This window comes from Litchfieldia sinesaloumensis (assembly GCF_900156865.1).
Classification (GTDB): domain Bacteria; phylum Bacillota; class Bacilli; order Bacillales; family Bacillaceae_L; genus Ferdinandcohnia; species Ferdinandcohnia sinesaloumensis.
Genome location: NZ_LT732529.1, coordinates 2097884 through 2122632 on the forward strand (window position 1 = coordinate 2097884; position 24749 = coordinate 2122632).

Annotated in this window: 23 protein-coding genes and 1 pseudogene; 2 read left to right on the forward strand and 22 right to left on the reverse strand. The window is 37.9% G+C overall.

All coding sequences use genetic code 11. The features are described from left to right. Window positions 1–17 precede the first annotated feature (17 nt). The 8 genes from CZ490_RS10490 to rpsU form a co-directional block, all read right to left on the reverse strand. Window positions 18–989: a PhoH family protein gene (locus CZ490_RS10490; RefSeq protein WP_077618849.1), complete on the reverse strand. Its 972-nt coding sequence runs from the start codon at window positions 987–989 to the stop codon at window positions 18–20. Between the two features lie 3 nt (window positions 990–992). Beyond that, window positions 993–2180 carry a sporulation protein YqfD gene (yqfD, locus tag CZ490_RS10495; RefSeq protein ID WP_077618850.1) on the reverse strand — a complete coding sequence of 396 codons (1188 nt, stop codon included), beginning with the start codon at window positions 2178–2180 and terminating at the stop codon, window positions 993–995. 49 nt (window positions 2181–2229) lie between these two features. After that, on the reverse strand, window positions 2230–2514 hold the full coding sequence (yqfC, locus tag CZ490_RS10500; protein WP_077618851.1) for a sporulation protein YqfC: 285 nt from the start codon (window positions 2512–2514) through the stop codon (window positions 2230–2232). Window positions 2515–2598: 84 nt separating this feature from the next. Next, window positions 2599–3072, reverse strand: coding sequence for a hypothetical protein (locus tag CZ490_RS10505; protein ID WP_077618852.1), 474 nt, complete (start codon window positions 3070–3072; stop codon window positions 2599–2601). Between the two features lie 44 nt (window positions 3073–3116). Continuing rightward, complete coding sequence (floA, locus tag CZ490_RS10510) at window positions 3117–4103, reverse strand: flotillin-like protein FloA (protein WP_077618853.1); 987 nt, start codon at window positions 4101–4103, stop codon at window positions 3117–3119. Between the two features lie 23 nt (window positions 4104–4126). Then, window positions 4127–5458 carry an NfeD family protein gene (locus tag CZ490_RS10515; RefSeq protein WP_077618854.1) on the reverse strand — a complete coding sequence of 444 codons (1332 nt, stop codon included), beginning with the start codon at window positions 5456–5458 and terminating at the stop codon, window positions 4127–4129. A gap of 219 nt (window positions 5459–5677) precedes the next feature. Further along, a complete protein-coding gene (locus CZ490_RS10520) occupies window positions 5678–6124 on the reverse strand; it encodes a GatB/YqeY domain-containing protein (protein WP_077618855.1) in 447 nt (148 codons plus the stop codon). A gap of 16 nt (window positions 6125–6140) precedes the next feature. Then, window positions 6141–6314 (reverse strand): 30S ribosomal protein S21, encoded by a 174-nt coding sequence (gene rpsU / locus CZ490_RS10525; RefSeq protein ID WP_015595024.1) that lies wholly within the window; start codon window positions 6312–6314, stop codon window positions 6141–6143. A 314-nt stretch (window positions 6315–6628) separates the two neighbouring features. On the opposite strand from rpsU, the gene CZ490_RS10530 reads away from it, so the two are divergent. Then, a complete protein-coding gene (locus CZ490_RS10530) occupies window positions 6629–7555 on the forward strand; it encodes a Na/Pi symporter (protein ID WP_077618856.1) in 927 nt (308 codons plus the stop codon). Between the two features lie 28 nt (window positions 7556–7583). Here CZ490_RS10530 and deoC read toward each other — a convergent pair whose 3' ends face one another. The 13 genes and pseudogenes from deoC to gpr form a co-directional block, all read right to left on the reverse strand. Next, window positions 7584–8252 carry a deoxyribose-phosphate aldolase gene (gene deoC, locus CZ490_RS10535; protein WP_077618857.1) on the reverse strand — a complete coding sequence of 223 codons (669 nt, stop codon included), beginning with the start codon at window positions 8250–8252 and terminating at the stop codon, window positions 7584–7586. Window positions 8253–8395: 143 nt separating this feature from the next. Then, window positions 8396–9754 carry a tRNA (N(6)-L-threonylcarbamoyladenosine(37)-C(2))-methylthiotransferase MtaB gene (gene mtaB / locus CZ490_RS10540; protein ID WP_077618858.1) on the reverse strand — a complete coding sequence of 453 codons (1359 nt, stop codon included), beginning with the start codon at window positions 9752–9754 and terminating at the stop codon, window positions 8396–8398. A 5-nt stretch (window positions 9755–9759) separates the two neighbouring features. Next, window positions 9760–10503: a 16S rRNA (uracil(1498)-N(3))-methyltransferase gene (locus tag CZ490_RS10545; protein ID WP_077618859.1), complete on the reverse strand. Its 744-nt coding sequence runs from the start codon at window positions 10501–10503 to the stop codon at window positions 9760–9762. 15 nt (window positions 10504–10518) lie between these two features. After that, entirely contained in the window at window positions 10519–11463 is a 945-nt protein-coding gene (prmA, locus tag CZ490_RS10550) for a 50S ribosomal protein L11 methyltransferase (RefSeq protein WP_077618860.1), read from the reverse strand. Window positions 11464–11497: 34 nt separating this feature from the next. After that, a complete protein-coding gene (dnaJ, locus tag CZ490_RS10555; RefSeq protein ID WP_077618861.1) occupies window positions 11498–12628 on the reverse strand; it encodes a molecular chaperone DnaJ in 1131 nt (376 codons plus the stop codon). 219 nt (window positions 12629–12847) lie between these two features. Next, window positions 12848–14683 (reverse strand): annotated as a pseudogene (dnaK, locus tag CZ490_RS10560) (molecular chaperone DnaK). Window positions 14684–14846: 163 nt separating this feature from the next. Further along, window positions 14847–15443 carry a nucleotide exchange factor GrpE gene (gene grpE, locus CZ490_RS10565; RefSeq protein ID WP_077618862.1) on the reverse strand — a complete coding sequence of 199 codons (597 nt, stop codon included), beginning with the start codon at window positions 15441–15443 and terminating at the stop codon, window positions 14847–14849. 92 nt (window positions 15444–15535) lie between these two features. Continuing rightward, on the reverse strand, window positions 15536–16567 hold the full coding sequence (hrcA, locus tag CZ490_RS10570; RefSeq protein ID WP_077618863.1) for a heat-inducible transcriptional repressor HrcA: 1032 nt from the start codon (window positions 16565–16567) through the stop codon (window positions 15536–15538). 112 nt (window positions 16568–16679) lie between these two features. Further along, window positions 16680–17816: a radical SAM family heme chaperone HemW gene (gene hemW / locus CZ490_RS10575; protein WP_077618864.1), complete on the reverse strand. Its 1137-nt coding sequence runs from the start codon at window positions 17814–17816 to the stop codon at window positions 16680–16682. A 101-nt stretch (window positions 17817–17917) separates the two neighbouring features. Then, complete coding sequence (lepA, locus tag CZ490_RS10580) at window positions 17918–19741, reverse strand: translation elongation factor 4 (protein ID WP_077618865.1); 1824 nt, start codon at window positions 19739–19741, stop codon at window positions 17918–17920. A 281-nt stretch (window positions 19742–20022) separates the two neighbouring features. Beyond that, entirely contained in the window at window positions 20023–20376 is a 354-nt protein-coding gene (locus CZ490_RS10585) for a YqxA family protein (RefSeq protein WP_077618866.1), read from the reverse strand. Between the two features lie 220 nt (window positions 20377–20596). Further along, window positions 20597–21793, reverse strand: a complete 1197-nt coding sequence (gene spoIIP, locus CZ490_RS10590) for a stage II sporulation protein P (protein WP_077618867.1) — start codon at window positions 21791–21793, stop codon at window positions 20597–20599. An 87-nt stretch (window positions 21794–21880) separates the two neighbouring features. Then, window positions 21881–23008, reverse strand: coding sequence for a GPR endopeptidase (gpr, locus tag CZ490_RS10595; RefSeq protein WP_077618868.1), 1128 nt, complete (start codon window positions 23006–23008; stop codon window positions 21881–21883). Between the two features lie 264 nt (window positions 23009–23272). On the opposite strand from gpr, the gene rpsT reads away from it, so the two are divergent. Continuing rightward, a complete protein-coding gene (gene rpsT, locus CZ490_RS10600) occupies window positions 23273–23539 on the forward strand; it encodes a 30S ribosomal protein S20 (protein ID WP_077618869.1) in 267 nt (88 codons plus the stop codon). Window positions 23540–23654: 115 nt separating this feature from the next. On the opposite strand, the gene holA is transcribed toward rpsT, so the two are convergent. Further along, window positions 23655–24677 (reverse strand): DNA polymerase III subunit delta, encoded by a 1023-nt coding sequence (gene holA / locus CZ490_RS10605; RefSeq protein WP_077618870.1) that lies wholly within the window; start codon window positions 24675–24677, stop codon window positions 23655–23657. Between the last annotated feature and the right edge of the window lie 72 nt (window positions 24678–24749).

The window sequence follows — 24749 nt, forward strand, 5'->3', positions numbered from 1 at the left end:
TTTTCACATGGGTCTTCTCATGATTGTCCAGCCTCAGCCTTTTCATACGCTTCAATAATACGAGCTACAAGTGGATGACGAACAACATCAGATTGTTCTAAGAAAATAAATGCAGAACCGTAGACATCCCTTAATATATTAATCGCCTCATGTAACCCCGATTTTACGCCTTTAGGTAAGTCTATTTGCGAGATGTCACCTGTTATCACCATTTTAGAACCAAACCCTAATCGCGTTAAAAACATCTTCATTTGCGCAAAGGTTGTATTTTGTGCTTCGTCTAGGATGACGAAAGCATCATCTAATGTACGCCCTCTCATATAAGCTAATGGGGCAATTTCAATTGTTCCACGCTCAATTAGTCGCTCTGTATGTTCTGCTCCAAGCACATCGTGTAAGCCATCATATAAAGGTCTTAAGTATGGATCAACCTTTTCTTTCAAATCTCCAGGCAAGAAACCTAAACTTTCTCCCGCTTCAACAGCTGGTCTAGTTAGAATGATTCGTTTGACCTGTCCATTTTTTAAGGCATTAACGGCCATGACAACAGCTAAATATGTTTTTCCGGTACCCGCAGGTCCAATTCCAAAAACTAAATCCTGTTGTTTGATTGCAGCGACATATTGACGTTGTCCATGTGTTTTTACACGAATCGATTTTCCTTTTGCTGTCTTTGTAATTTCTTCATCATATAGTTCTTCAAATGAATCTAAGTTTCCACTTTTAGCCATTTGAATACAGTAAATAACATCACGTTCATTTACTTGTATTCCCTTACGAATCACACCAAGTAGCTTATCAAGAATTTCCTCAACTAGTTGTACATTTGTTGAGTCCCCTGATACATGAAGAGCTTCGCCTCTTGTGATGATTGTAACATTTAATTCTTCTTCCATCCGTTTAAGATGGAGATCATTATTTCCAAATAAAACAAGTGCTTCATTTGGGTTTTCTAGTTGATGTTTACTCATTACTAAATCTTCGGACATCCTTTAGTCTCCTTGAACTAATGGTATCGTTGTGACAATATTTTCAATAACATTATATTTTATTTCCAATTTTACTTTACCATTGTTAATGGATTGACGCAAAACTTTTTCCTCAATTATTTCAGCATCACTTTCCAAATCTTGTTCTAATTTGTTCCTACCATTTCTCTTTGCAGCTTCGATAGCATCAGTTGTGGTATACTTTCTAGTGATTTCTTCGCTTTCCCTTAATGTTACCTTCTCATAAGCAATCGGTAGTTCCCAGTTAAAAAATTTAATATGTCTTTCATTAGATTCTGTTTGATATTCCTTAAACTCATTTTTACTGAATCCCCAAATTGGAATCCGTAAATTCCCTAGGGAAATATAATGTTTTATATTATTCTCCCCTGTTAAGACATCAAGTTTCGTGGTAATTTCTTGATTCACTTCAACCTTGTACCAGGTTTCACCAAAAATTTTTCCGCGTGCTGGGACGTATTTTTCTTCTCCCTCTTTTCCAATTTTACCTGAAACTAAGAGGTCTCCCTTTTTCACTAGATCATTCACAGCCTTAACCGGTCTGCCTTCTTCGACAACTAATTTTTTTATAATAGCTGTTTTGTTTGCTACGAGGTTCCTTGGACTATATTGCTCAGGCGGTTCAGGTTGATTCTTCTCAACAACCTCCAAATGATAGGTCGTCCCATTTAACTCCACACCTATCCAAGTAATATCGTTAATCGCATCCTCTAATTTTTTCTGAAGTGTAGCGTTGTCATCAATAAAGAATTGGAACTTCCCTTTTTCCACTCCAAGCTTTTCAAGTTCTTTTACGATTAAATGCTCAGTTTCTGGTTTAGCACCCTTTACTTCAATGCCCCATACCATATTTGATAATAAGGTGACGATGATAAAGAACGATATCGCACCAATCAAAAAACCAGTATTAATTAGTGCCTTTTGAATGAGAAAAGGCATACCCTTTTTACCAATAAAGCGAAGTTTACAATCGTTTTTACGGATAATAGGTCGAATTTTTTTGATATCTTTTAAATACATAGAGAAGCTCAGGGCATGGGTACCTGGCTTCTTTACATCCCAAACGACAATTCCTTGTCTTACGCATTCATTAATAAACCGCTCTGTTCCTTTTCCTGAAATGACAGCTTTAACACTTCCACTAAAAAAGTGCATCCAATGATTTTTCATCTCAATCCCCCTACTGTACTAATCAATTGCGCCTTTAGGTTTATGTGTATTAATTCTCTATATACTGCACATGTTCAATTTTTCCTTCGAGCATTATTTCTTCAGGTAATATCGTTTTTATGACAAATGAATTCCCCTTTATCAGGAGTTGTCCCTGTTTCAGTAATAACCGTACCTCTTTATCTGTAAAGGTTAACAATCCCCGGTGATTCTCTATGTAAATATGTAATTGTCCAATCATGGTTATTCTTGGAAGATCCATCATGACGTCCGCAGGAAGTTCCATCTTGTTTGTGATCCATCTTTTCATGCGTTGACTTAGGTTTTTAGGCATAACAAAGAACCCCCTTTCATCTCATATTTATGAGTGAAAAGGGGTTCATAGAACATATTTGTATACTCTGACTTTAGCTAAGAATTATCGACGAATCTGGTATGGCTTTTTTGCCCTAGGTGGACCAAGAATTTCTGACCAAATAATTCCTTCGACAACCTTGTTTTTCGAAAAACTTTTTACTTCCTTTGAACCGGTTGAAGCCGATTGTTTAATAACCGAAAGGGCTGGTTCTTTTTCCTCTTTAATTGGCTCACTATAGATACCTTTTTCTTGAAGTTCTTGATATCGTTCATAAAACGTATTAGGAACTTGGGTATCGGATAGCTCTTCTGAATCCTTAGCATCATACTTTGTTTCCACCTGGTATTCTTCTTTATCAGGTTTAGGTTCTTGATCAAAAGGATTAAATTGCTTTGGCATTGGTACAGGTGTGGTAGGCTCTGACTCACCACTACTAAATCGTCTAAATGTATTAGCAATAAACCCAAGTACAATAATAACCAGCCAAACATTTGCCATTAAAAATTCAATTAAACCTTGTAAAGGTGATTCCACAGTGTAAACCTCCTTTCAATTTCGAGGTTTTTTCAGTAACAGTCTTACTTATCTTCTTCTTGATCATCTGTGCTTCTACCAATAGATTCTCTCATATCAGTATCAGCCATAATATTTTTTAGATTTGTATAGTCAAGAACACCAAGATTTCCTGAACGTAACGCTTCTGCCATCGCAAGAGGAACCTCTGCTTCAGCTTCCACAACCTTCGCTTTCATTTCTTCTACACGCGCGCGCATTTCTTGTTCTGTTGCTACAGCCATAGCACGACGTTCTTCTGCTTTCGCTTGAGCAATTTTCTTATCTGCTTCTGCTTGGTCAGTTTGAAGTACAGCTCCAATGTTTTTACCGATATCAATATCAGCAATATCAATCGATAGAATTTCAAATGCAGTACCAGCATCTAATCCCTTTGCTAGAACAGTCTGAGAAATCATATCTGGATTTTCAAGTACCTTTTTATGATCTGTTTGGGAACCTATCGTACTTACAATCCCCTCACCAACACGGGCGATGATTGTTTCTTCTCCAGCTCCCCCAACTAAGCGGTCAATATTTGCACGAACCGTAATACGAGCTTTTGCTTTTACCTCGATACCGTCCATTGCAACACCCGAAATAAAGGGCGTCTCAATTACTTTAGGGTTAACACTCATTTGTACAGCTTCTAACACATCACGACCAGCTAAATCGATAGCAGCCGCTCTTTCAAAAGTTAGTTCAATATTCGCACGTTGTGCAGCAATAAGTGAATTTACTACTCGGTCAACATTACCACCTGCTAAGTAGTGACTCTCCAATTGATTTGTATTGATTGTTAGTCCTGCTTTAACAGCTTTAATCAATGGAATAATGACACGATTTGGGATAACCCGACGTAACCTCATTCCAATTAGTGTAAAGATACTTACGCGTACACCTGCAGCAAGTGCTGAAATCCACAGCGCTACTGGTACAAACGTTAACAACACTGCTAATAAGATAATACCTAGTGCAACAAATATTAAAATCGCAATCATACCTGATGGCATTCTATTTCCTCCTATTTCTGTTTTTATTTATCAATATCAGTAACTTCTCGAACAACAATTCGAGAACCTTCTGTTTTGATGACTTCAACCTTAGAATCTTTCTCAATATAGCTACCTTGTGTGACAACATCAAGTCTCTCACCATCTATAATAACAGTACCAGAAGGTCTTAATGTTGTGAAGGCAATTCCTTGTTTTCCTACTAAATCCTCTCGATTGTGATTTGATACATATCCACTCTCAGTATTAGTAGAATCAAATAGAATAATCTTTTTAAAGGCATGCATTTTTTTACCAAATACCTTAACTAACAGGATCGAAACGATAATTGTAGCTACTAATGCAATTAACAGTGAGGTTCCAATAAGCCAAACACTGCTTCCTGCAAGGAAAAAGCTCGTTAATATAGCACCTAATCCTATCAAACCTATGATCCCCCCCGGTAAAACAAACTCCAATAATATTAATACGATACCAATAACAAAGAGAATAATTGATTCCATTCCAGCTAGACCCGCTACTAAATGACCATAGAAAAAGAGCAACAGTGCTGATATCCCCATTATACCTGGAATACCAAATCCCGGTGAGTAAAGCTCGACAACTAACCCTAAGCTACCTATTGATAATAATATTGGGATAACAATGGGGTTTGTAATGAAACGCGCTATTTTTTCAGCAAAGCTTACCTCTGCTTGCTCAATAGCCGCTTTTTCATAGCCAATTGTCTTTAATAATTCGGCTCTATCCTTTACAACACCCTCAGCATATCCTACCTCAAGCGCTTGGCTTGCTGTCAGAGTTAGGAACTTTCCTTTTTCAGCTCCTAATTCAGGAAGGTCAATCTCTTTGTCTGCCATGGCTAAAGCGTAAATTGGATTACGACCATTGTTTTCTGCCGCGCCTTTCATCGCAGATAACCAATAGGAAACAGCTTTTTCATCGGCCGTATTTCCTGCTTGGTCAATAATTCCAGCAGAACCCATTCTACCATCATCAGACATATAGATTTCACTTGCATTTAACGCAATAAAAGCACCTGCTGAAATAGCATCATTATTGATATAAGCTACTATTGGAATTGTGGAATCCTGCATCCTTTTCCCAATTTGAGTGGCAGCATCAACTGCTCCTCCAGGCGTATTTATTTCAAGAATAATGATATCTGCTCCTTTTTTCTCAGCATCACTAATCGAGCGATCAATAAATGCACTTAACCCTTTTTCGACCGTTTCTTCTAACGGTATGAAATAAGCGACTTGATCTGCGGTACTATAGCTTTTATTAGGCGTTAGCATAAGAATTAAAGGCAAAAGAATGATGGAAAGATACACAAACATTCTTATCTTTTTCATGATGTTCCCCCTTTCTTTTCAATTTGCGTACTCGGGTACTATGTTATACGTTTCAAGGTGAGATGTGGTTTCATTTTTAATACGTTTACCTTCATATTATTCATGGTAACTCTTGCCATTTATATGTATCCTCTGTGGTTCGGGGAAATATTCACACTCAAACCCTATCTTTTTCCCTTCAAAATGAAAAACACCTTACAAGATGTAAGGTGCTTTGGTTTAAGATAATTGCTGTTGAACAAGTTTGCTTACGAGACCGCCATCAGCCTTCCCTTTTACCTTTGGCATAATTGCAGCCATCACTTTGCCCATGTCAGCTTTTGAAGAAGCATTGACCTCTTGTACTGTTTCTTTTACAATCTCAACAACTTCCTCTTCGGATAATTGTTTTGGAAGGTATACCTCTAATATCTCAATTTCATTTTGAATTTTATTAACAAGATCTTCACGACCAGCGTTACTAAATTCTTGGAGGGAATCTTTACGTTGTTTTAGTTCACGAGTAAGAACCGTTAGTTCTGCTTCTTCTGATAGTTCACCGGTACTAAGCTTTATCCCCTCATTTTGAAGAGATGCTTTTACCATTCGAATAACAGATAGCTTATCTTTCTCCCTATTCTTCATCGCTGTTTTCATATCATTATTTAAACGCTCGAGAAGACTCATAAAACTACACCCTCTTTTAGAATTTACGCTTTCTAGCAGCTTCAGATTTCTTCTTACGCTTTACGCTAGGCTTTTCATAGAATTCGCGCTTTCTAGCTTCTTGTATAGTACCTGACTTAGATACAGTACGTTTGAAGCGGCGAAGAGCATCTTCAAGCGATTCGTTTTTACGAACGACCGTTTTTGACATTCTAATTCCCTCCCTCCGAAAACAACCACTAACATCTAATTAAGACACATGTTCTATTTCATTCTTTTAAGTATCGATAGGTAAATATCGCCTAAAAAATTAACATGTACTTTGATATTATAATATATGCATGTTTATTGGTCAACTGTAATTCACAATGGCGCATTAGAAATGCATGCATTACACAACTAGTTTTATCAAATTTTCTCCTGTTATTCTTAAGAAAATGCCCGTATATGATTAACAAGATTAAAAATGTGAAGTTGTCATTTTCATGCCACCTTGTCCATACAATGTGATAGAGGTGAGAATGAATGATTGAACTGATTTCACTATTTGCTGTATTTATTGCAATTTTTTTATTTGGAATGACTGTTATGCGGACAGGCTTATATAATCTTGCGGGTGACAAATTAAAGGTTTGGTTGATTCGGTTTACTGATAAACCGATAAAAGGATTGTTAACTGGAATGATAATCACAGCAATTATCCATAGCAGTTCTGCCGTCATGGTACTAGTTGTAGGATTAATCGCTACAGGGTATTTAACTTTTAAACAATCGATTGGAATTATACTAGGTGCGAATATCGGAACCACATTTACCGCCGAGATGATCACCTTTGATATTTTTGATTGGATTGTTCCCATTCTAATTATAGGTTTCTTATGTTTGTTTATTCGAAATCAACAAGTATTTAGTTTTGGTGCCTTTTTATTCGGGTTAGGTTGTATGTTCGTAGCAATGAATGGCTTTGAGCAACTCGCTAGACCTATCTCGCACTTCCCTTCCCTACATACTTTTTTTCAACATACGAATGAAAGCGCCCTGTTTGGCGTCGGAGTGGGGACAATTTTAACTTCTATCATTCAATCTAGTACGGCGACAACTGGAATCATTATGGGGTTTATGAATGAACAGCTATTAACTTTAAACGCGGGAATTGCTGTCTTACTTGGTGCTAATATCGGTACATGCATTACCGCATACATTGCTAGTATTGGCAGTAGACATGAAGCAAAATTGGCAGCCTATGCCCATATTTGGATCAATATTATTGGAGTGATTTTATTTTTCCCTTTTATTAACATACTTGGTCAGATAGCTATGGTATTAACCACCCACCCAGATGTTCAAATTGCACATGTAAGTTTAATTTTTAATGTACTCTCTTCACTTCTTTTTTTACCTTTTGTTGGCTTGTTAACGAAGTTTATATTAAAAGTACATAGGGTTGCATAAGAAAAGCTGGCCTTGGCCAGCTTTTATTTTAATAGTCCGAAGAACCAGTTAACCCATTCACAATTGCTACACCTGCACTAGCACCAATTCTTGTTGCTCCTGCTTCAATCATATCTTGGGTGCCTTTTACATCACGTACACCGCCAGAAGCTTTCACTCCAATATCTGGTCCCACTGTTTTACGCATTAATCGAATGTCTTCAACCGTAGCTCCCCCAGTTGAGAAACCAGTTGATGTCTTAACAAAATCTGCTCCTGCTTTAACTGCAAGTTCACAAGCTCTTACTTTTTCCTCATCAGTTAATAACGATGTTTCGATAATCACCTTGGTTAGAGCTTTTCCTTTTGCTGCTTCAACAACAGAACGAATGTCTCTTTCAACTAATTCGTCATTTTTGTCCTTAAGTGCACCGATATTGATGACCATATCTACTTCAGTTGCACCTTTTTCAATGGCATTTTTAGTTTCAAATGCTTTTGTTTCAGGAGTATTTGCTCCGAGAGGGAAACCAATAACCGTACAAACCTCTACTTCCGATCCTTTTAGGAGGCTAGCAGCAGTTTCAACCCATGTTGGATTTACACATACTGACATAAAGCCATATTCTTTAGCTTCTGCACAAAGTTTTTCAATTTGCGCTTTTGTCGTATCTGCTTTTAAAGCTGTATGATCAATCATCTTCGCAATATTCACCATTATGTATTTCTCCTTTATTATCAGTTGTACGTACCTCTAACATCATATCATTGTTGTAGCTGGTTGACTAGCACCTTCATATGTATATTATGTGATAAAAAAAAGAAGCTAATCCAAAGATTAACTTCTATATGTTTTGCTATTTATGCAGTCGTTCTCGCTTCTTCTTCAAGTGGAAGGTCATTTTCTATCTTTACAAATTGACCCTCGTTATAAGGATAGCCTGCTTTTGTAATTTTTACTTTTACAATTTTACCAATCATCTCTTCTGTTGCGTCAAACTTCACCTTGAGATAGTTGTCCGTATACCCAATATATTGACCGCTAGTTGGGTCCTCCTTGTCTATCTCCTCAGGGATGACTTCTAATACTTCGCCTTCATAATTAGACGCATATTCCTTGGCTAATTGATCGGAGAGAGAGATTAAACGGTGTACTCGTTCATTTTTAACTTCTTCATCAATTTGGTCTTCCATTCTTGCAGCTGGTGTTCCAGTTCGCTTAGAGTATGGGAAAACGTGTAATTCAGAGAATTTATGATCTTTAATAAAATTATATGTTTCCATAAATTCTTCTTCAGTTTCACCTGGGAAACCAACTATAACATCGGATGTAATTGCCAAACCAGGCAAGGCTTGTCGTAATTTCGTTAAACGTTCAGCAAAGAATTCCATCGTGTATTTACGTCTCATGCGTTTTAATACAGTGTTTGAACCGGACTGCAATGGGACATGAAGATGTCTTACAACCTTTGTTGACTTATCTAGCACTTCGATAATTTCATCGGTAATTTGACTAGCCTCAATAGAAGAAATTCGAATTCTTTTCAGACCGATAACTTTCGATTCAAGGTCGCGTAAAAGGGCAGCTAAATTGTAATCTTTCATATCTTCACCATAGCCACCAGTATGAATACCAGTTAGGACAATTTCTCTATACCCTGCATTCACAAGCTGCTGTGCTTGTTTAATTACCTCTTCAGGATCACGTGAACGCATTAATCCGCGTGCCCAAGGAATAATACAAAAAGTACAGAAGTTGTTGCAGCCCTCTTGAATTTTTAGGGATGCACGTGTACGGTCAGTAAACGCAGGAACATCAAGTTCCTCATACACACGTGTCTTCATAATATTACCAACGCCATTAATTGGTTTGCGCTCTTGTTGGTATTGCTCGATGTATTCAAGCATTTTCTTACGATCCTGTGTACCAACAACAATATCTACTCCAGGGATTGCCATTATTTCGGCCGGTGAGGTTTGGGCATAACACCCTGTAACACATATCACCGCATCCGGATTTTTTCGTATTGCTCTACGAATAACCTGTCTACTCTTTTTGTCCCCTGTATTTGTAACAGTACAAGTGTTAATAACATACACATCTGCAGTACTTTCAAATTCGGTACGCTCATAGCCCGATTCTTTAAAAAGCTGCCAAATGGCTTCTGTTTCATAATGATTTACTTTACATCCTAATGTATGGAATGCAACTAATGACATTATTGTCACCTCGCTAATTCAAAATGATATGATACAGCTGATAAAACATATAATGGGGCTGTCTCGGTACGTAAAATCCTTGGACCAAAGCTACATGAAATAAAATCATTCTCACTCAATGTAGTAACTTCTTTTTCAGTTAATCCACCTTCTGGACCAATCACAACGAAAAGAGATTCTCCATTTTTAAGTTGTGATAATACACGAGCAAGATGGGAACTTTCACCGCGCTTTGCATCTTCTTCGTACGCTACAATCTTGTATGTGAAGGATTGGCTAAAAGTAACTAATTCCCGAAAGGATAATGGAGTGTTAACCTTTGGTACCATCGCTCGGTGGGATTGCTCTGCCGCTTCCTTTGCAATTTTTTCCCAACGCTCGACCTTTTTTCGTCCTTTTTTTTCATCCCATTTCACAATAGAACGAGCCGCAACAAAAGGGACAAACTCAGATGCACCAAGCTCCGTCCCTTTTTGGATTACATATTCGAGCTTGTCCCCTTTTGGTAGTCCGCTTGCAATACACACCTTAATGGGGAGCTCATTTAAATTCTCTACCCATTCTACAACATTTGCCAAAACTGTATCATTGGTAATTTCAGTAATTGCACAAAGTGCTACTCTACCATTATAACAACAAAAAATAGAGTCTCCAACTGACATTCTCATAACTCTTGTTATATGGTGAACATCTTCACCAGTAATTGTGGCTTCTGTTTCGCTCATATGATTGACGAAATAACGTTGCATCTTTATTATTCCACCTTATTCGCTTTGCTTTCTAGCAATCATTGATACCCAGTCTTCCATGACAAGCACTTCTTCGATGATGAACCCAGATGCTAGAAGACTATCTTTTACTTCTTGTTTTTTCGTATTGATAATACCTGAGACAATGAAAGCTCCGTTCGGTTTCAGAATTTTTGACGCATCATCTGTAAAGCGAACAATAATCTCAGCAAGAATATTAGCCACAATGAGATCAACCGGACCTTCAATTTCATCAAGTAAATTATTTTGAGAGACTGTTACTACTTCATGTACCTTGTTTAGTTTGATATTAATCTTTGCACTTTCAACAGCCACCGTATCTAAATCTAACGCTTTGACATTACGTGCACCAAGCATTGCTGCTGCAATACTAAGCACCCCAGAACCGGTACCGACATCAATAATGGTATCTCCTTGATTAACTGTGCGCTCAAGGGCTTGAATACTCATAACAGTGGTTGGATGGGTACCTGTTCCAAACGCCATTCCAGGGTCTAATTCGATAATTAACTCATCACTATTAACAGGCTCGTAAATTTCCCATGTTGGGACAATCGTGAATTTTTCTGAAATTTTTACAGGATGATAGTACTTCTTCCAAGCCGTTGCCCATTCTTCTTCATGGACTTCACTAATTGTAACTTTATTATGGCCCAAATCTATATCAAAAAGCAGAAGGTTGTTAATGGCTTCTTTTATTGCATCAACGGTTTCTCCTAAAAAGCTATTGACTGGAAGATATGCTTTGACAATAACACCTTCTTCTGGGTAATCATCCGGATTAAGTTGGTAGATCTCACCAAAAACATCTTCACGTTCTTTGGTTAAGTCAAATGGATCTTCAATTACAACTCCACTTGCACCTGCTTCATGTAGTATGTTCGATACGGGCTCCACCGCCTCTTGTGTTGTGTGAATGCTAATTTCAGACCATTTCAAGTCTACCAACTCCAATCCAATATTATCAAATGCCCTATTCGCCTTTAAAAGCTCGCTTTACTTTCGCAAAAAAATTATCATGCTGTTCATCAGGAGCTTCGTTTCCGCTCATTTCTGAAAATTCACGGAGTAATTGTTTTTGTTTCTCCGTTAGTTTTGTTGGTGTGATGACACGAATACGAATGTGTTGGTCTCCTTGACCATATCCTCGTACGTTCGGGACACCTTTGCCACGCAGACGGAATTTTGTACCAGTTTGTGTACCCGCAGGAATTTTCAGTTTGACTTTACCGTGTAGAGTTGGTACCTCTATTTCATCACCTAATGCAGCCTGTGCAAAGGTTAACGGCATTTCACAATAGATATCATCTCCATCACGTTCGAAAAACTCATGGGATCGCACATGGAATACAACATATAAATCTCCAGGAGGCCCACCATTTACACCTGGCTCACCTTGACCAGATACACGAAGTTGTTGACCGTCATCGATACCAGCTGGGATTTTAACATGGATTTTTTTGCGTTTTTTCACTTTTCCAGAACCAGCACAGGTTGAACATTTATCCTTAATGAATTTACCTGTTCCGCTACAGTGATGACATACACGTCTATTCACAATTCTTCCAAAAGCAGTGTTTTGTTCTACATTGATTTGACCCGATCCACCACAGTGAGAACACGTTTCAGGTTTTGTTCCCGATTTTGCACCTGAACCGTGGCAGGTTGTACATTCTTCTTCTCTTGGAATTTCGATATCCGTTTCCTTACCGAAAACAGCTTCTTCGAAATTTAGTGTCATTGTATATTGTAAATCTGCCCCTTGACGTGGTGCGTTTGGATCTCTTCTTCTAGTTCCACCACCGAAGATCGAACTAAAGATATCTTCAAAACCAAAGCCTCCACCAAAGTCAGCACCACCACCAAAACCTCCAAAGCCTTGATTTGGATCGGTATGACCAAATTGGTCATAGTGGGCACGTTTGTTATCATCTGTTAACGTATCATACGCTTCTGTAATTTCCTTAAACTTTTCAGCAGCATCTGCTTCTTTATTGATATCGGGGTGATATTTTTTTGATAATTTTCGATATGCTTTTTTTATTTCATCTTTATTTGCACTTTTCGAAACCCCGAGTACCTCATAATAATCTCTTTTACTCATTAAATCCACTCCCGCATCATTCACATAAAGAATATTTTAACACTTATTTTTATGAAAAGACAATAATACTTGTTTATCCACCAGTGTTCGTAATTATCTAACTTTTCAATAGTTTAACAAACAAAAGGCCTTTGAACAAAAAAAGTCAAAGCCAAGACAGGCCTGACTTCGACTTTTTGTTACATTTAATTCTTCTTTTTTCGTAATTGTAAGACTGGCTTACTTTTTATCGTCGTTCACTTCTTCGAATTCAGCGTCTACAACATCATCATCTTGCTTAGCTTCTTGAGCACCTTCAGCACCTTGAGCAGATTGTGCCTGTTGCTGTGCTTGCTCATAAAGTTTCACTGAAAGCTGTTGAACGATTTCTTGAAGTGCATCCTTCTTTGTCTTGATTTCTTCAAGATCATTTTTCTCAATAGCTTGTTTTAAAGCATCTTTTGCTTCATTTGCTTTGTCAACTTCAGCAGCATCAACCTTACCTTCTAGGTCCTTAAGTGTTTTTTCTGTAGTAAACACTAATTGATCTGCTTCATTGCGAAGTTCAACTTCTTCTTTACGCTTTTTGTCAGCCTCAGCATTTTCTTCAGCCTCACGTACCATACGTTCAACTTCATCGTCAGACAGACCTGAAGATGATTGAATTGTAATAGCTTGCTCCTTGTTAGTACCTAGATCTTTTGCACGAACATTCACAATACCGTTTTTATCGATATCGAATGTTACTTCAATTTGTGGTACACCACGTGGTGCTGGTGGAATGTCAGTTAATTGGAAACGACCCAATGTTTTGTTGTCGGCAGCCATCTGACGCTCACCTTGAAGTACATGGATATCAACAGCTGTTTGATTATCTGCAGCAGTTGAGAATGTTTGTGACTTACTTGTTGGGATTGTTGTATTACGATCGATTAAGCGAGTAAATACTCCACCCATTGTCTCAATACCAAGTGATAATGGTGTTACGTCTAAAAGAACTACGTCTTTAACATCCCCGGTTAATACTCCACCCTGGATAGCGGCACCTAAAGCAACTACTTCGTCTGGGTTAACACCTTTATGTGGTTCTTTACCAATTTCTTTTTTAATTGCATCTTGTACAGCCGGAATACGAGTTGATCCTCCAACAAGGATGACCTTGTCGATTTCACTAGCTGAAAGACCAGCATCTTGAAGTGCACGACGAGTTGGTCCCATTGTACGCTCAACAAGTCCTGCTGAAATTTCATCAAATTTAGCACGAGTTAAGTTCACTTCTAAGTGAAGTGGTCCAGCTTCTCCTGCAGTAATGAAAGGAAGTGAAATTTGTGTAGAAGTTACACCAGATAAGTCCTTCTTCGCTTTTTCAGCAGCATCCTTTAAGCGTTGTAATGCCATTTTATCTTTTGAAAGATCAATTCCATTCTCTTTTTTGAATTAGTCTACTAAATAATCGATAATTACTTGGTCAAAGTCATCTCCACCAAGACGATTGTCACCAGCTGTTGACTTAACCTCGAATACTCCATCTCCAAGCTCAAGGATGGAAACGTCGAAAGTTCCTCCACCAAGGTCATATACAAGGATTGTTTGATCTTCATCAGTTTTATCTAATCCATATGCAAGCGCAGCTGCAGTTGGCTCGTTAATGATACGTTCAACTTCAAGACCAGCAATTCGACCTGCATCTTTCGTTGCTTGACGCTCAGCGTCATTAAAGTAAGCAGGAACAGTGATTACTGCCTTTGTTACCTTTTCTCCAAGGTATTCTTCTGCATAGGATTTAAAGTATTGAAGTAAAATAGCAGATACTTCTTGTGGAGTATATTGCTTACCTTCAATTTCAGTTTTGTAATCTGTACCCATATGACGTTTGATTGACATAATCGTGTTTGGATTAGTGATTGCTTGACGTTTAGCAACTTCCCCTACTTGTCTTTCCCCATTTTTAAAAGAAACAACAGATGGGGTTGTGCGGTTACCTTCTGGGTTCGGAATGACTTTCGGTTCTCCACCCTCCATTACAGCCACACATGAGTTTGTTGTACCTAAATCTATACCAATGATTTTACTCATAATAAAACCTCCTTAATTTACAAAACTTGGATTTATCCAAATGTCTAGCTCCAGGTGCCATCACCTCGAGGTCATAAGCCAAACGCTTCTAAAGGTAAAAGGCACCTTCTGAAAGCAGCTGTCTTATGCTTGTCGGCTAAAACTGCGCACCTTGCGCTTTTCGTTATTCATTTACCTTCACCATTGAAGGTCGTAGTACTCTATCTTTTAGTTTATATCCTTTTTGGAACTCTTCTAGAACCACATTTGGTTCTGAATCAGGCTCACTTACTTGCATAACAGCTTGATGCACATTTGGATCAAATTGTGTTCCAACAGCCTCAATCGCTTCTACGCCTTCTTTATTCAAGGCATCAATGATACTGCGGTAAACCATCTCTACACCTTGAATAATTGATTTTGATTGGTCATTTGTAGCTTCTATTTGAAGTGCCCGTTCAAAATTATCAAGAGCTGGCAACAAATCACTCACAAGACTTTGAGCTCTATATGTAGCAGCTGTTTCTTGATCTAAGCGAGCACGTCTCTTAAAGTTTTCAAAGTCGGCAACTTGGCGAAGTATGCGGTTTTCTGCCTCCTCAAGCTTAGCTTCAAGTTCTGCAATTCTTTCATTGGCTTTCGAAAGTTCAGCCTTCACATCTTCCTCTTGTTCTTCGATTATTTCTGCTTCAGCCTGTTCAATCGTTTCTACCACGTCTTGTTCAACGTTTGTTTCATCCACTTCAATTTCCTCTTTTATTACGTCTTTCTCGTTAGCCAATACACTCACCTCCCTCAAAGTAAAGTAATCATTTATTAAAATTCTTTTATGTATTAGAGGGCAAGTTTACCCTCTATTAAATATGGCCACTGCTATTCAATTTGATACAGTTTTGTCAGCACCTTTGAATAATCCTGACTCATATGCTGCAGCAAGGAAATAACACGCGAATATTCCATTCTTGTTGGACCCAGAATTGCAATCGACCCAAGATGTTCATTACCGACAGAATATGTTGCAGTAATTAAGCTACAGTCATTCATGGCTATATTGTCGTTTTCATGACCAATTTTAATGTTGATTCCCGCTTTGTTTGTTCGTAATAGTCTAGAGAATTCGTGTTCACTTTCTATCATAGTCAATAATGACCGAACTTTTTCGATATCATGGAATTCAGGTTGGCTTAACATATTTGCTTTTCCACCAATAAAGATTCTTTCTTCAGTTTGAAGATTGAGGGTCTTATCTAAAACATTGATAACCATATCATAATTTCTAATATTGGTTTTTAATAGCTGCGCAACCTCTTTATAAATCTTGTTTTTTAAATCAGTCAATGGAACTCCAACTAGTCGCTCATTTAAAATATTTACCATTTTTTCTATATCGCTCGGGTCAATAGACTCTGGAAATGAAATGGTTCGGTTCTCCACATGTCCATTATCCGTGACGATAATAGCAACTGCCGTTTCATTGTTAATTGGAACTATTTGTAGCTTCTTAACCTTGTTTTCTTTAAATGCTGGTCCTAAAACAATAGACGTATAATTCGTTAGATCAGATAATATCTGTGCTGACTTCTGGACAATTTTTTCAAGCTCGTAAATTTTTTCAGCAAAAATCGACGTTAACTCTTGCTTATCTTGAATAGAAAGTCGACTAGGTGATAATAAATGATCCACATAATACCTGTAGCCTTTTTCAGATGGAACTCTACCAGATGAACTGTGAGTTTTCTCAATAAAACCTAACTCTTCTAGATCTGCCATTTCATTGCGAATAGTTGCTGAGCTAAACACAATCCCATCCTTTTTCGACAATGTTCTTGATCCTACTGGCTGTGCAGATCTAATAAAGTCATCAATGATTACTTGAAGAATTAATAGCTGACGATCTGTTAGCAAGGAACATCACCTCTGTTAGCACTCCTGAACTGTGAGTGCTAATTCTATAATTAAATTACCAAATACGATTGCCATTGTCAACGATTTAACTCTTAATATCTCGATAATATCTTCACAGTAAAAATGCTTGAAATACTTCGTTTCCGAGAAACTTTCCATTATGTGTTAATCGAATATAATGCTCTTTCTCCTCAAGCAAACCTTTTGCTTTCTGTTCATTAATTTGTTCTCCAAAAACGTCAAAAATACTTACTGAAAATTTTTCTAGGAAATGCGGAATCGATACTCCCTTTGTTTTTCGCAAACCTAAAAAGAGCTCTTCCTCCATCATTTCTTGCTTTGTTACATCATGAGTTTCGACATAGGGGAAGCCCTTTTCATCAATAGCTTTCATATACTTCTTGATTGGTCCGGCGTTTGAAATCCGCTGTCCACCAACATAACTGTGAGCACCCGCTCCAATTCCATAGTATTCTTCATTATTCCAATAAGTAAGATTATGACGACTTTCAAACCCTACTTTTGAAAAGTTGCTAATTTCATATTGGTGGAAACCATGTGTCTGCATCTCTGTCATTAATCGTTCATACATGATTGCCTCATTTTCCTGACTAGGAAGACGTAGCTTTCCTTTTCTCATTAAATTATAAAATACTGTTTTAGGTTCAATTATGAGCGAATAGGCAGACACGTGCTCAACATCTAAAGAAAAGGCTAAATCAAGAGATTCTTGAAAGCTCTCAATCGTTTGATGGGGAAGAGCATACATTAAATCTATGCTTATATTGTTAAATCCAACATGTTTCGCCAATTCAATTGTATGAAACACATCCTTCCGGCGATGTGTTCTTCCAATTCCTTTAAGTAGCTCGTCATCAAAAGTTTGCACACCAAAACTAATGCGATTAACGCCATAGTCAAGTAATAATTTTAATTTATCTTCAGTCAAGTCTCCAGGATTCGCCTCAAATGTATATTCCATTGTTTGCTCTCTAGGGTGTAAATAGTTATTAATGCTTGATAGAAATGTTTCTAGTTGGTTAATGTTAAGAACTGTAGGTGTCCCACCACCAACGAATATTGATTTAAAACTAGAAGGAGGGTTCGCTTCAACCGTATTTTTCATTTCTCTATCCATGTATTGGAGGTATTCGTCAACGGGCTGCCCTTTTAGAAATACTTTATTAAAATCACAATAGTGACAGATCTGTTCACAAAAAGGAATGTGAAGGTATGCTGCTTGTACCAAATAATCACTTCTTTCTACTAGTCGATGTCAAAAAAGATGACCTTTTTTGAACACGTTTTACAATACGGAAAAACCGCAGAATCGTCTGCGGTATCCTATTACTACTTGTCGTCCATTTTTAATACTGCCATGAATGCCTCTTGAGGTACTTCAACTGAGCCGACTTGTTTCATTCGTTTCTTACCTTCTTTTTGTTTTTCAAGAAGCTTACGTTTACGTGAAATGTCCCCACCATAACATTTAGCTAATACGTTTTTGCGTATTGCTTTTATCGTAGAACGTGCGATGATTTTCTGACCAACAGCCGCTTGTACAGGCACTTCAAATTGCTGCCTCGGAATTAATTCCTTCAGCTTTTCTACGATTAGCTTTCCTCGATCATATGCGGAATCTCTATGAACAATAAATGATAGAGCATCAACTTTTTCAGCATTTAATAAGATATCCATTTTCACAAGCTTAGATGGCTTGTAACCAATTAGTTCATAATCAAATGAGGCATAGCCCTTTGTATTTGATTTTAATTGATCAAAGAAATCATATACGATTTCTGCAAGTGGAATTTCGTAAACAATACTCACTCGATTTTCATCTAGGTATTGCATATCAATGAAGTTACCGCGTTTGTTTTGACATAATTCCATTACTGCACCAACATAATCGTTTGGAACCATCATGGTTGCTTTTACGTATGGCTCTTCGATTCTATCGATTTTTTGCGGATCTGGCATATCAGATGGGTTGTCAATTTTCAAATCTGTCCCGTCTGTTAAAAATACATCATAGATAACACTTGGCGCAGTTGTGATTAAATCGATTTTAAACTCTCTCTCGATTCTCTCTTGAATAATTTCCATATGCAACAAGCCTAAGAAACCACAACGGAAACCAAAGCCTAACGCCTGAGATGTTTCAGGTTCAAATTGCAATGCTGCATCATTTAATTCAAGTTTTTCTAAAGCCTCACGCAAATCATTATATTTTGCTGTATCAATTGGATACAATCCACAGAACACCATAGGATTAAGTCGTCTGTATCCTGGTAGTGGCTCTGTAGCTCCGTTTTTTGCATTTGTAATAGTATCCCCTACGCGTGTATCGCCAACATTTTTTATTGCTGCAGTTAGGAAACCAACATCCCCAACAGTTAACTCTTCCTGAAGGGTTGCGCGAGGTGTAAATACGCCTGCTTCAATTACTTCAAACTCCTTACCTGTTGCCATCATTTTTATTTTGTCACCAGGTCGGATTGTGCCGTCAACAACACGGATATAAGCTACAACACCACGGTATGGATCGTATACAGAGTCAAAGATTAGAGCTTTTAGAGGGGCTTCAGGATCACCTTGTGGTGCAGGAACTTTCTCAACAACCTGCTCTAGTATCTCTTCTATTCCAATTCCCGCTTTAGCAGATGCTAAAACTGCCTCTGATGCATCAAGCCCGATTACATCTTCAACTTCCTGTCTAACTCGTTCAGGGTCTGCACTTGGTAAATCGATTTTATTAATAACTGGCAGAATCTCAAGGTCATTATCTAGAGCAAGATACACATTCGCTAGAGTTTGAGCCTCAATACCCTGTGCTGCGTCAACAACGAGTACAGCACCTTCACACGCAGCTAGACTTCGTGAAACTTCGTATGTAAAGTCGACATGTCCCGGGGTGTCAATCAGGTGGAAAATATACTCTTCTCCATCCTTCGCCTTATATTTTAATTGTACTGCGTTTAGTTTGATCGTAATGCCACGTTCTCTTTCTAAGTCCATGGAGTCTAGCAATTGTTCTTTCATTTCACGATGGGTCAACGCATTTGTTTTTTCAAGAATGCGGTCCGCCAAAGTAGATTTACCATGGTCTATATGAGCAATAATTGAAAAATTTCGAATCCTAGATTGTCTACTACGTCTCTCTTCTTGGTTCATTAAAAAATCCTCCTGATACGAAAAGCGCAAGCGCCTAAATTAGCGAATCGTCTACTAAATGCTGCTACTATTATGTAGCATACATAGACGTCTGCACATCTTTGTGCAAGTCCGACAAGCGCTGGAGCTGGACCATATATTTAATTTTAGCATTCCAGACTTTATAAAAAATTATAAAACTACACTAGATTAGATTATACAGAACTCTTTTCTCACATTCAATTAGGAAAAAATGCGTGCGAAAATTGAAATAGAGTCTGCCGTCTGGCAAACTCTACTTACTAAAGTTTATCAAGGAGTGCTCCGATTCCATTTCCAATGGCATTCATGATTTTTTCAAAGAGTGCACTTATCCCATTTCCAAGTTTTTCACCTATGCTCGAAAAAAAGTTAAAGGCTTCTACTTCTTCTAGCTGTTTTTGTTTTTGTTCTAAATCATGACTTGTCACTTTGCGCCCCAATACGGACGCTTCGACTTCACCGTCATTATCGGTGATATGAAAAGCCCCTTGAAGAGAGGGGTCATTATAGCCCCTCATTTTCTTCATCCCTTCATTTGCTTGCTGCATCCCGATTAGGACTCCCAGAAGGAGGACCGTGACAATCAAGAAACATTTCATCATGAATTTAGCCATTGGAATTACTCCCTTTATTTTACTCTTGCGGTACATGCTTAGCGGTTTTTCTGACGGGCATGTACCTTAAGACCTTTCTTGCGGTACACCCTCACTCATTTTTCTTCCGAGCATGTACCTTGAGACCTTCTTGTGGTACACGCTCATCCATTTTTCTTCCGAGCATGTACCTTGAGATGCCTTCCGAAGTCATAGAAGATACCCAAAATTGTATACAACACTATTCTCTTTCCGTTTCATTTGCATTCACTTTTTCAGCTTGCCAATAGTACTCTGCGAGGGCATCTGCAACAGCTGCTGCTGTTCGGCGTAGTTCTTCGAAGTTATTATCTACCCCACCAAATTCAATAAGCATGGCATTTTCAGATTTATCTTGGTTATATACTCCATTATTGCCAGCTCCGCCCTGACCTATTACACCTCTACTTAATCCAGGATATTTTTCTTGTAAAATCTCATGTAATTCTTTAGCGAGCGCGGAGTTTTTCTCATACTGATGATTGTCAGTACCAACAATAAATGCTATTTTCGCATACGTTTTCCCGTTTATTGTGATTGTTGTTTTATCTTTTCGATGGGCATCACGATGAATGTCGATAAAATAATTCAGGTCACGATTACTACTCATCGCACTTGCAAAGATTTCTCCGGATGCTTGATATGATTGATAGTAATTGTATCCTTTAGATTTTAAATACTTATCCATATTTGTCTTATCGATTTCTGCACCAATACCTCGTGCTTCTAATTCTTGGCCCAGCATTTCCCCAACTTTTGTTACGTTCACTTCAGGATGCCTAGCATTATTTGCATTGGTCGTATCCACACCTTTTAAATGTGGAAAATAGGCTTCCGAGGAATGGGTGTGATAGATGTAGGCTACTTTTTTATCTCCGGTTGTCATCGTTGGCGGAGGAACAGGTGCCGTTGGTTTTTCAGCTTGATCTACATTTTGAGTAGCAATTTGTCTTTCATCTAGTAAAACATCCAAAGGGGGTGGTGACTCTATTGGCATATTCGTGTAGTTCGTCCCTTCACCTGCTACTAGTATTTTCCCATCAAACATTGAAAACCCTGGTAGTTCTCGACCCAAAAAACTCCTAGGATCGTCCAGAGATAAATTGGTAGCAACTTTAATCACGGCCCCAAAATAGTCAGGTTTTGTAGTTGATTCAGGCAGCCCCTGTACAAAATAGTGATTTTCGTATCCCAATAGATGAACAAGTGCTTCTCCAGAAAGGTTTGTTGCCACGTTACTGATGGAAGAGGAACTGATTCTATACTCCGGCTTAAGAGAGACAATTGCTCCCGTGATTGTAAACAATAGGATAAAACTAAAAATGAGGAATAGAATCCCTTTTACAACACTAGAACCTTGAATTGAGATCATCATTCCTTGAGATCGAAAACTTTTCATATTCTACCTCCTCAATGTCTGTCTATCATATTGATATGTACAAACAAGAGTTGGTAGAACTGATTTAATAGATTTCATTTTTCAAATTTAATGTGTGTATGCACCTGAATTGTCTTGGTCAATTTCACTGTGCAAGGCTGTGTTTAGACCGCTAGCTATGACGTTAGCCATGTCTTCGATAAAGACGTCAACTTCTTTTGGGGTGACCATTAAGTTATGGCCAAGAGGTGATAACACTTCATGAATGAGCTTTCTTTTTTCCTCTTCTGGTAGGGTCCCAACAATTCCCATGAATGTATTTCTTTCTTCTTCACCTGGCAAATCATCATCTGTTAGAACCTTCTTTTCACCAAAACTCATCCCCGCAGGTATAAGAGAACGTGAAGGCTTGTCTCCTTCCTTAAGTTCTCTACCAAAATGTTTTAAAATAAAATCAATTGCACCACTTGTAATAGAAACCGCATCAACTACTGTCGGAATTCCAATCGCAATAACAGGAATACCTAACGTATCTATACTAAGTTCCTTTCTTTTATTGCCAACTCCTGATCCAGGATGTATACCTGTATCAGAAATTTGAATAGTAGAATTCACCCGCTCAACCGAACGTGCCGCTAATGCATCTATTGCAATGACAAAGTCTGGCTTTGATTTTTCAATCACACCGTAAATAATGTCACTTGTTTCAATACCTGTTAACCCCATTACCCCTGGTGCGATTGCACTCACAGAGCGAAACCCTTCCTGAACATTTTCCGGTTGAAGTTGAAAGAGATGTCTTGTGATCACTAGGTTTTCAACCGCTAATGGTCCAAGTGCATCCGGGGTAACATTCCAGTTTCCTAACCCAACAACAAGACAACTTGCCTCTTTGCCAATTCCTAGCTTTGATAAAAAGTGGCTAAATTCCTTTGCAAATACTTTTTGAACTTTCTCTTGTAGCTCGGAATCTTTTTGGCGTATGCCTTGAACTTCTAAAGTTAAATAATTTCCTTTTTTCTTACCGATAGCATTTGCGCCTTCTTCGGTAATTTCAACCGTAGAAATGGTAATACCGTCTTCTTGTCTTTCTTTTATAATTACACCCTCGATATCGGAAACAGGTTGTTGATCTTCTTTTAAAGATTTATTGCGTTCCTCGACTGCCATCGCACTAGCTTCAATTGCTAGGTCAGTACGTACTGAATAATTGGATAAATCTAGTTGTTCTCCCAATCCAAAAACCTCCATTTTTCACATAGTATCTATAGCTTTGCCCCTAAATATGTGGTTCATGCAATTTTTATCACGTTCGGAAATAGATTGGTATTGCATTCTCGCAGTCAATTTGATAGAATAACTTTTGTTGTAACATCAGAGTATCAAAGACCGTATTTGAGATCATTAAACGAAGGAAAACTTTAAAAACCAATGTTTTCAACCATATTCGTAAATGATTGATCGTGTTAGATCATCTTGATATTCGCAGGAGGTGAAAGTATGCCAAATATTAAATCAGCTATCAAACGTGTAAAAACTAGTGATGAAAGCCGTGCACATAACGCAACTGTTAAGTCTGCAATGCGTACTGCTATTAAAAACTTCGAAGCTACAGTTGCTAACAACGACGCTGAAAATGCGAAAGCAGCTTATGTTACTGCTTCAAGCAAGCTTGACAAAGCAGCTCGTAAAGGTCTTATCCATAAAAATGTTGCTGACCGTCAAAAATCTCGTCTAGCTAAAAAACTTAACGAGGTTAACGCATAATAAATAAACGACTCGCTTTGAGTCGTTTTTTTTGCCCTTCCTAGACGAATCGGCTCCATATTAACAGCCATGCTTGTCAAAAGCATGGCTTTTTCTTACCTAAAAATTGGATCCTTTATTTAGCTAATTGCATAATAAATAATTCAAGAATCAATTGTTTGTCTTTTTTCCCGTTTTTCATTTCGTAATCTGCCTCAGCCAGCTGATTAATAATATTTAAGAGCTCCTCTTGTGAAAATAAATTTGCTTGTCCACTAGCAAGCTTTACTCGGAATGGATGGACCTTTAAATTTCCAGCCATTTGTTGTTGTCCATACCCTTGTCTGGAAAGTTCCTTTACATGAAAAATCAATCGAAATTGCGTCGCAAGTAATGATAGGATTTTTATCGGTTCTTCATTGTTTTGTAACAGATCATAAAAAATTCGTAATGCCTCATCTAGTTTACGATTAACGACCTTATCAATTAATGAGAAAATATTTTGCTCCAAGGATCTTGCTACAAGTAATTTCACAGTTTCCTCTGTTATCTCATCATTTCCACCGACACCGAGATATAAAGACATCTTATCTATTTCCTGGGTGATGTTCATAAGATTTGTCCCAGCAACCTGCAACAACTCCTGAATGGCAGAAGGGCTTATCGTAACCCCATTCTGGGTTGCTCTACTCGTTATCCAGCTATGTAAGTCTTTTTCAGACAATGTATTAACAGTTAATATTTCCGCGTTTGCCTTTAGCTGCTTAACAATCTTTTTTCGCTCATCCAATTTTTCATATGGAGCGGTAAACACAAGGATTGTAAAAGGTGCTGGGCTTTTTAAATAATTTTCAAGTACAGATACATTATGCTCGACCTTTTCCTTATTTCGATCAGAAGTTAGGAAGTTTGGATTTTGTAAAATAACAAGTCGTTTCTCTCCCATAAAAGGAAGCGTTTCAGCGTCGGCTAATGCAATTTCAACAGGTGTTTCTTCTAAATCAAACACGGATAGATTAAAGTCTTTTTCTTCCTCTTCGATGCTATATTTAACTAATAATTCTTTTGTTTCTTGAATTAAAAAACTTTCTGTTCCATGTAATAAATATACAGGTGCGAACTGTTTTTTCTTAATTTTTTTCCAAAGTTCCAAGTTCATATAATTCCCTCTCCACTGTAAGCCATCTTATTCAATGGTATCGGGAAAACGTGTAATTTTCAACTGCGTAGC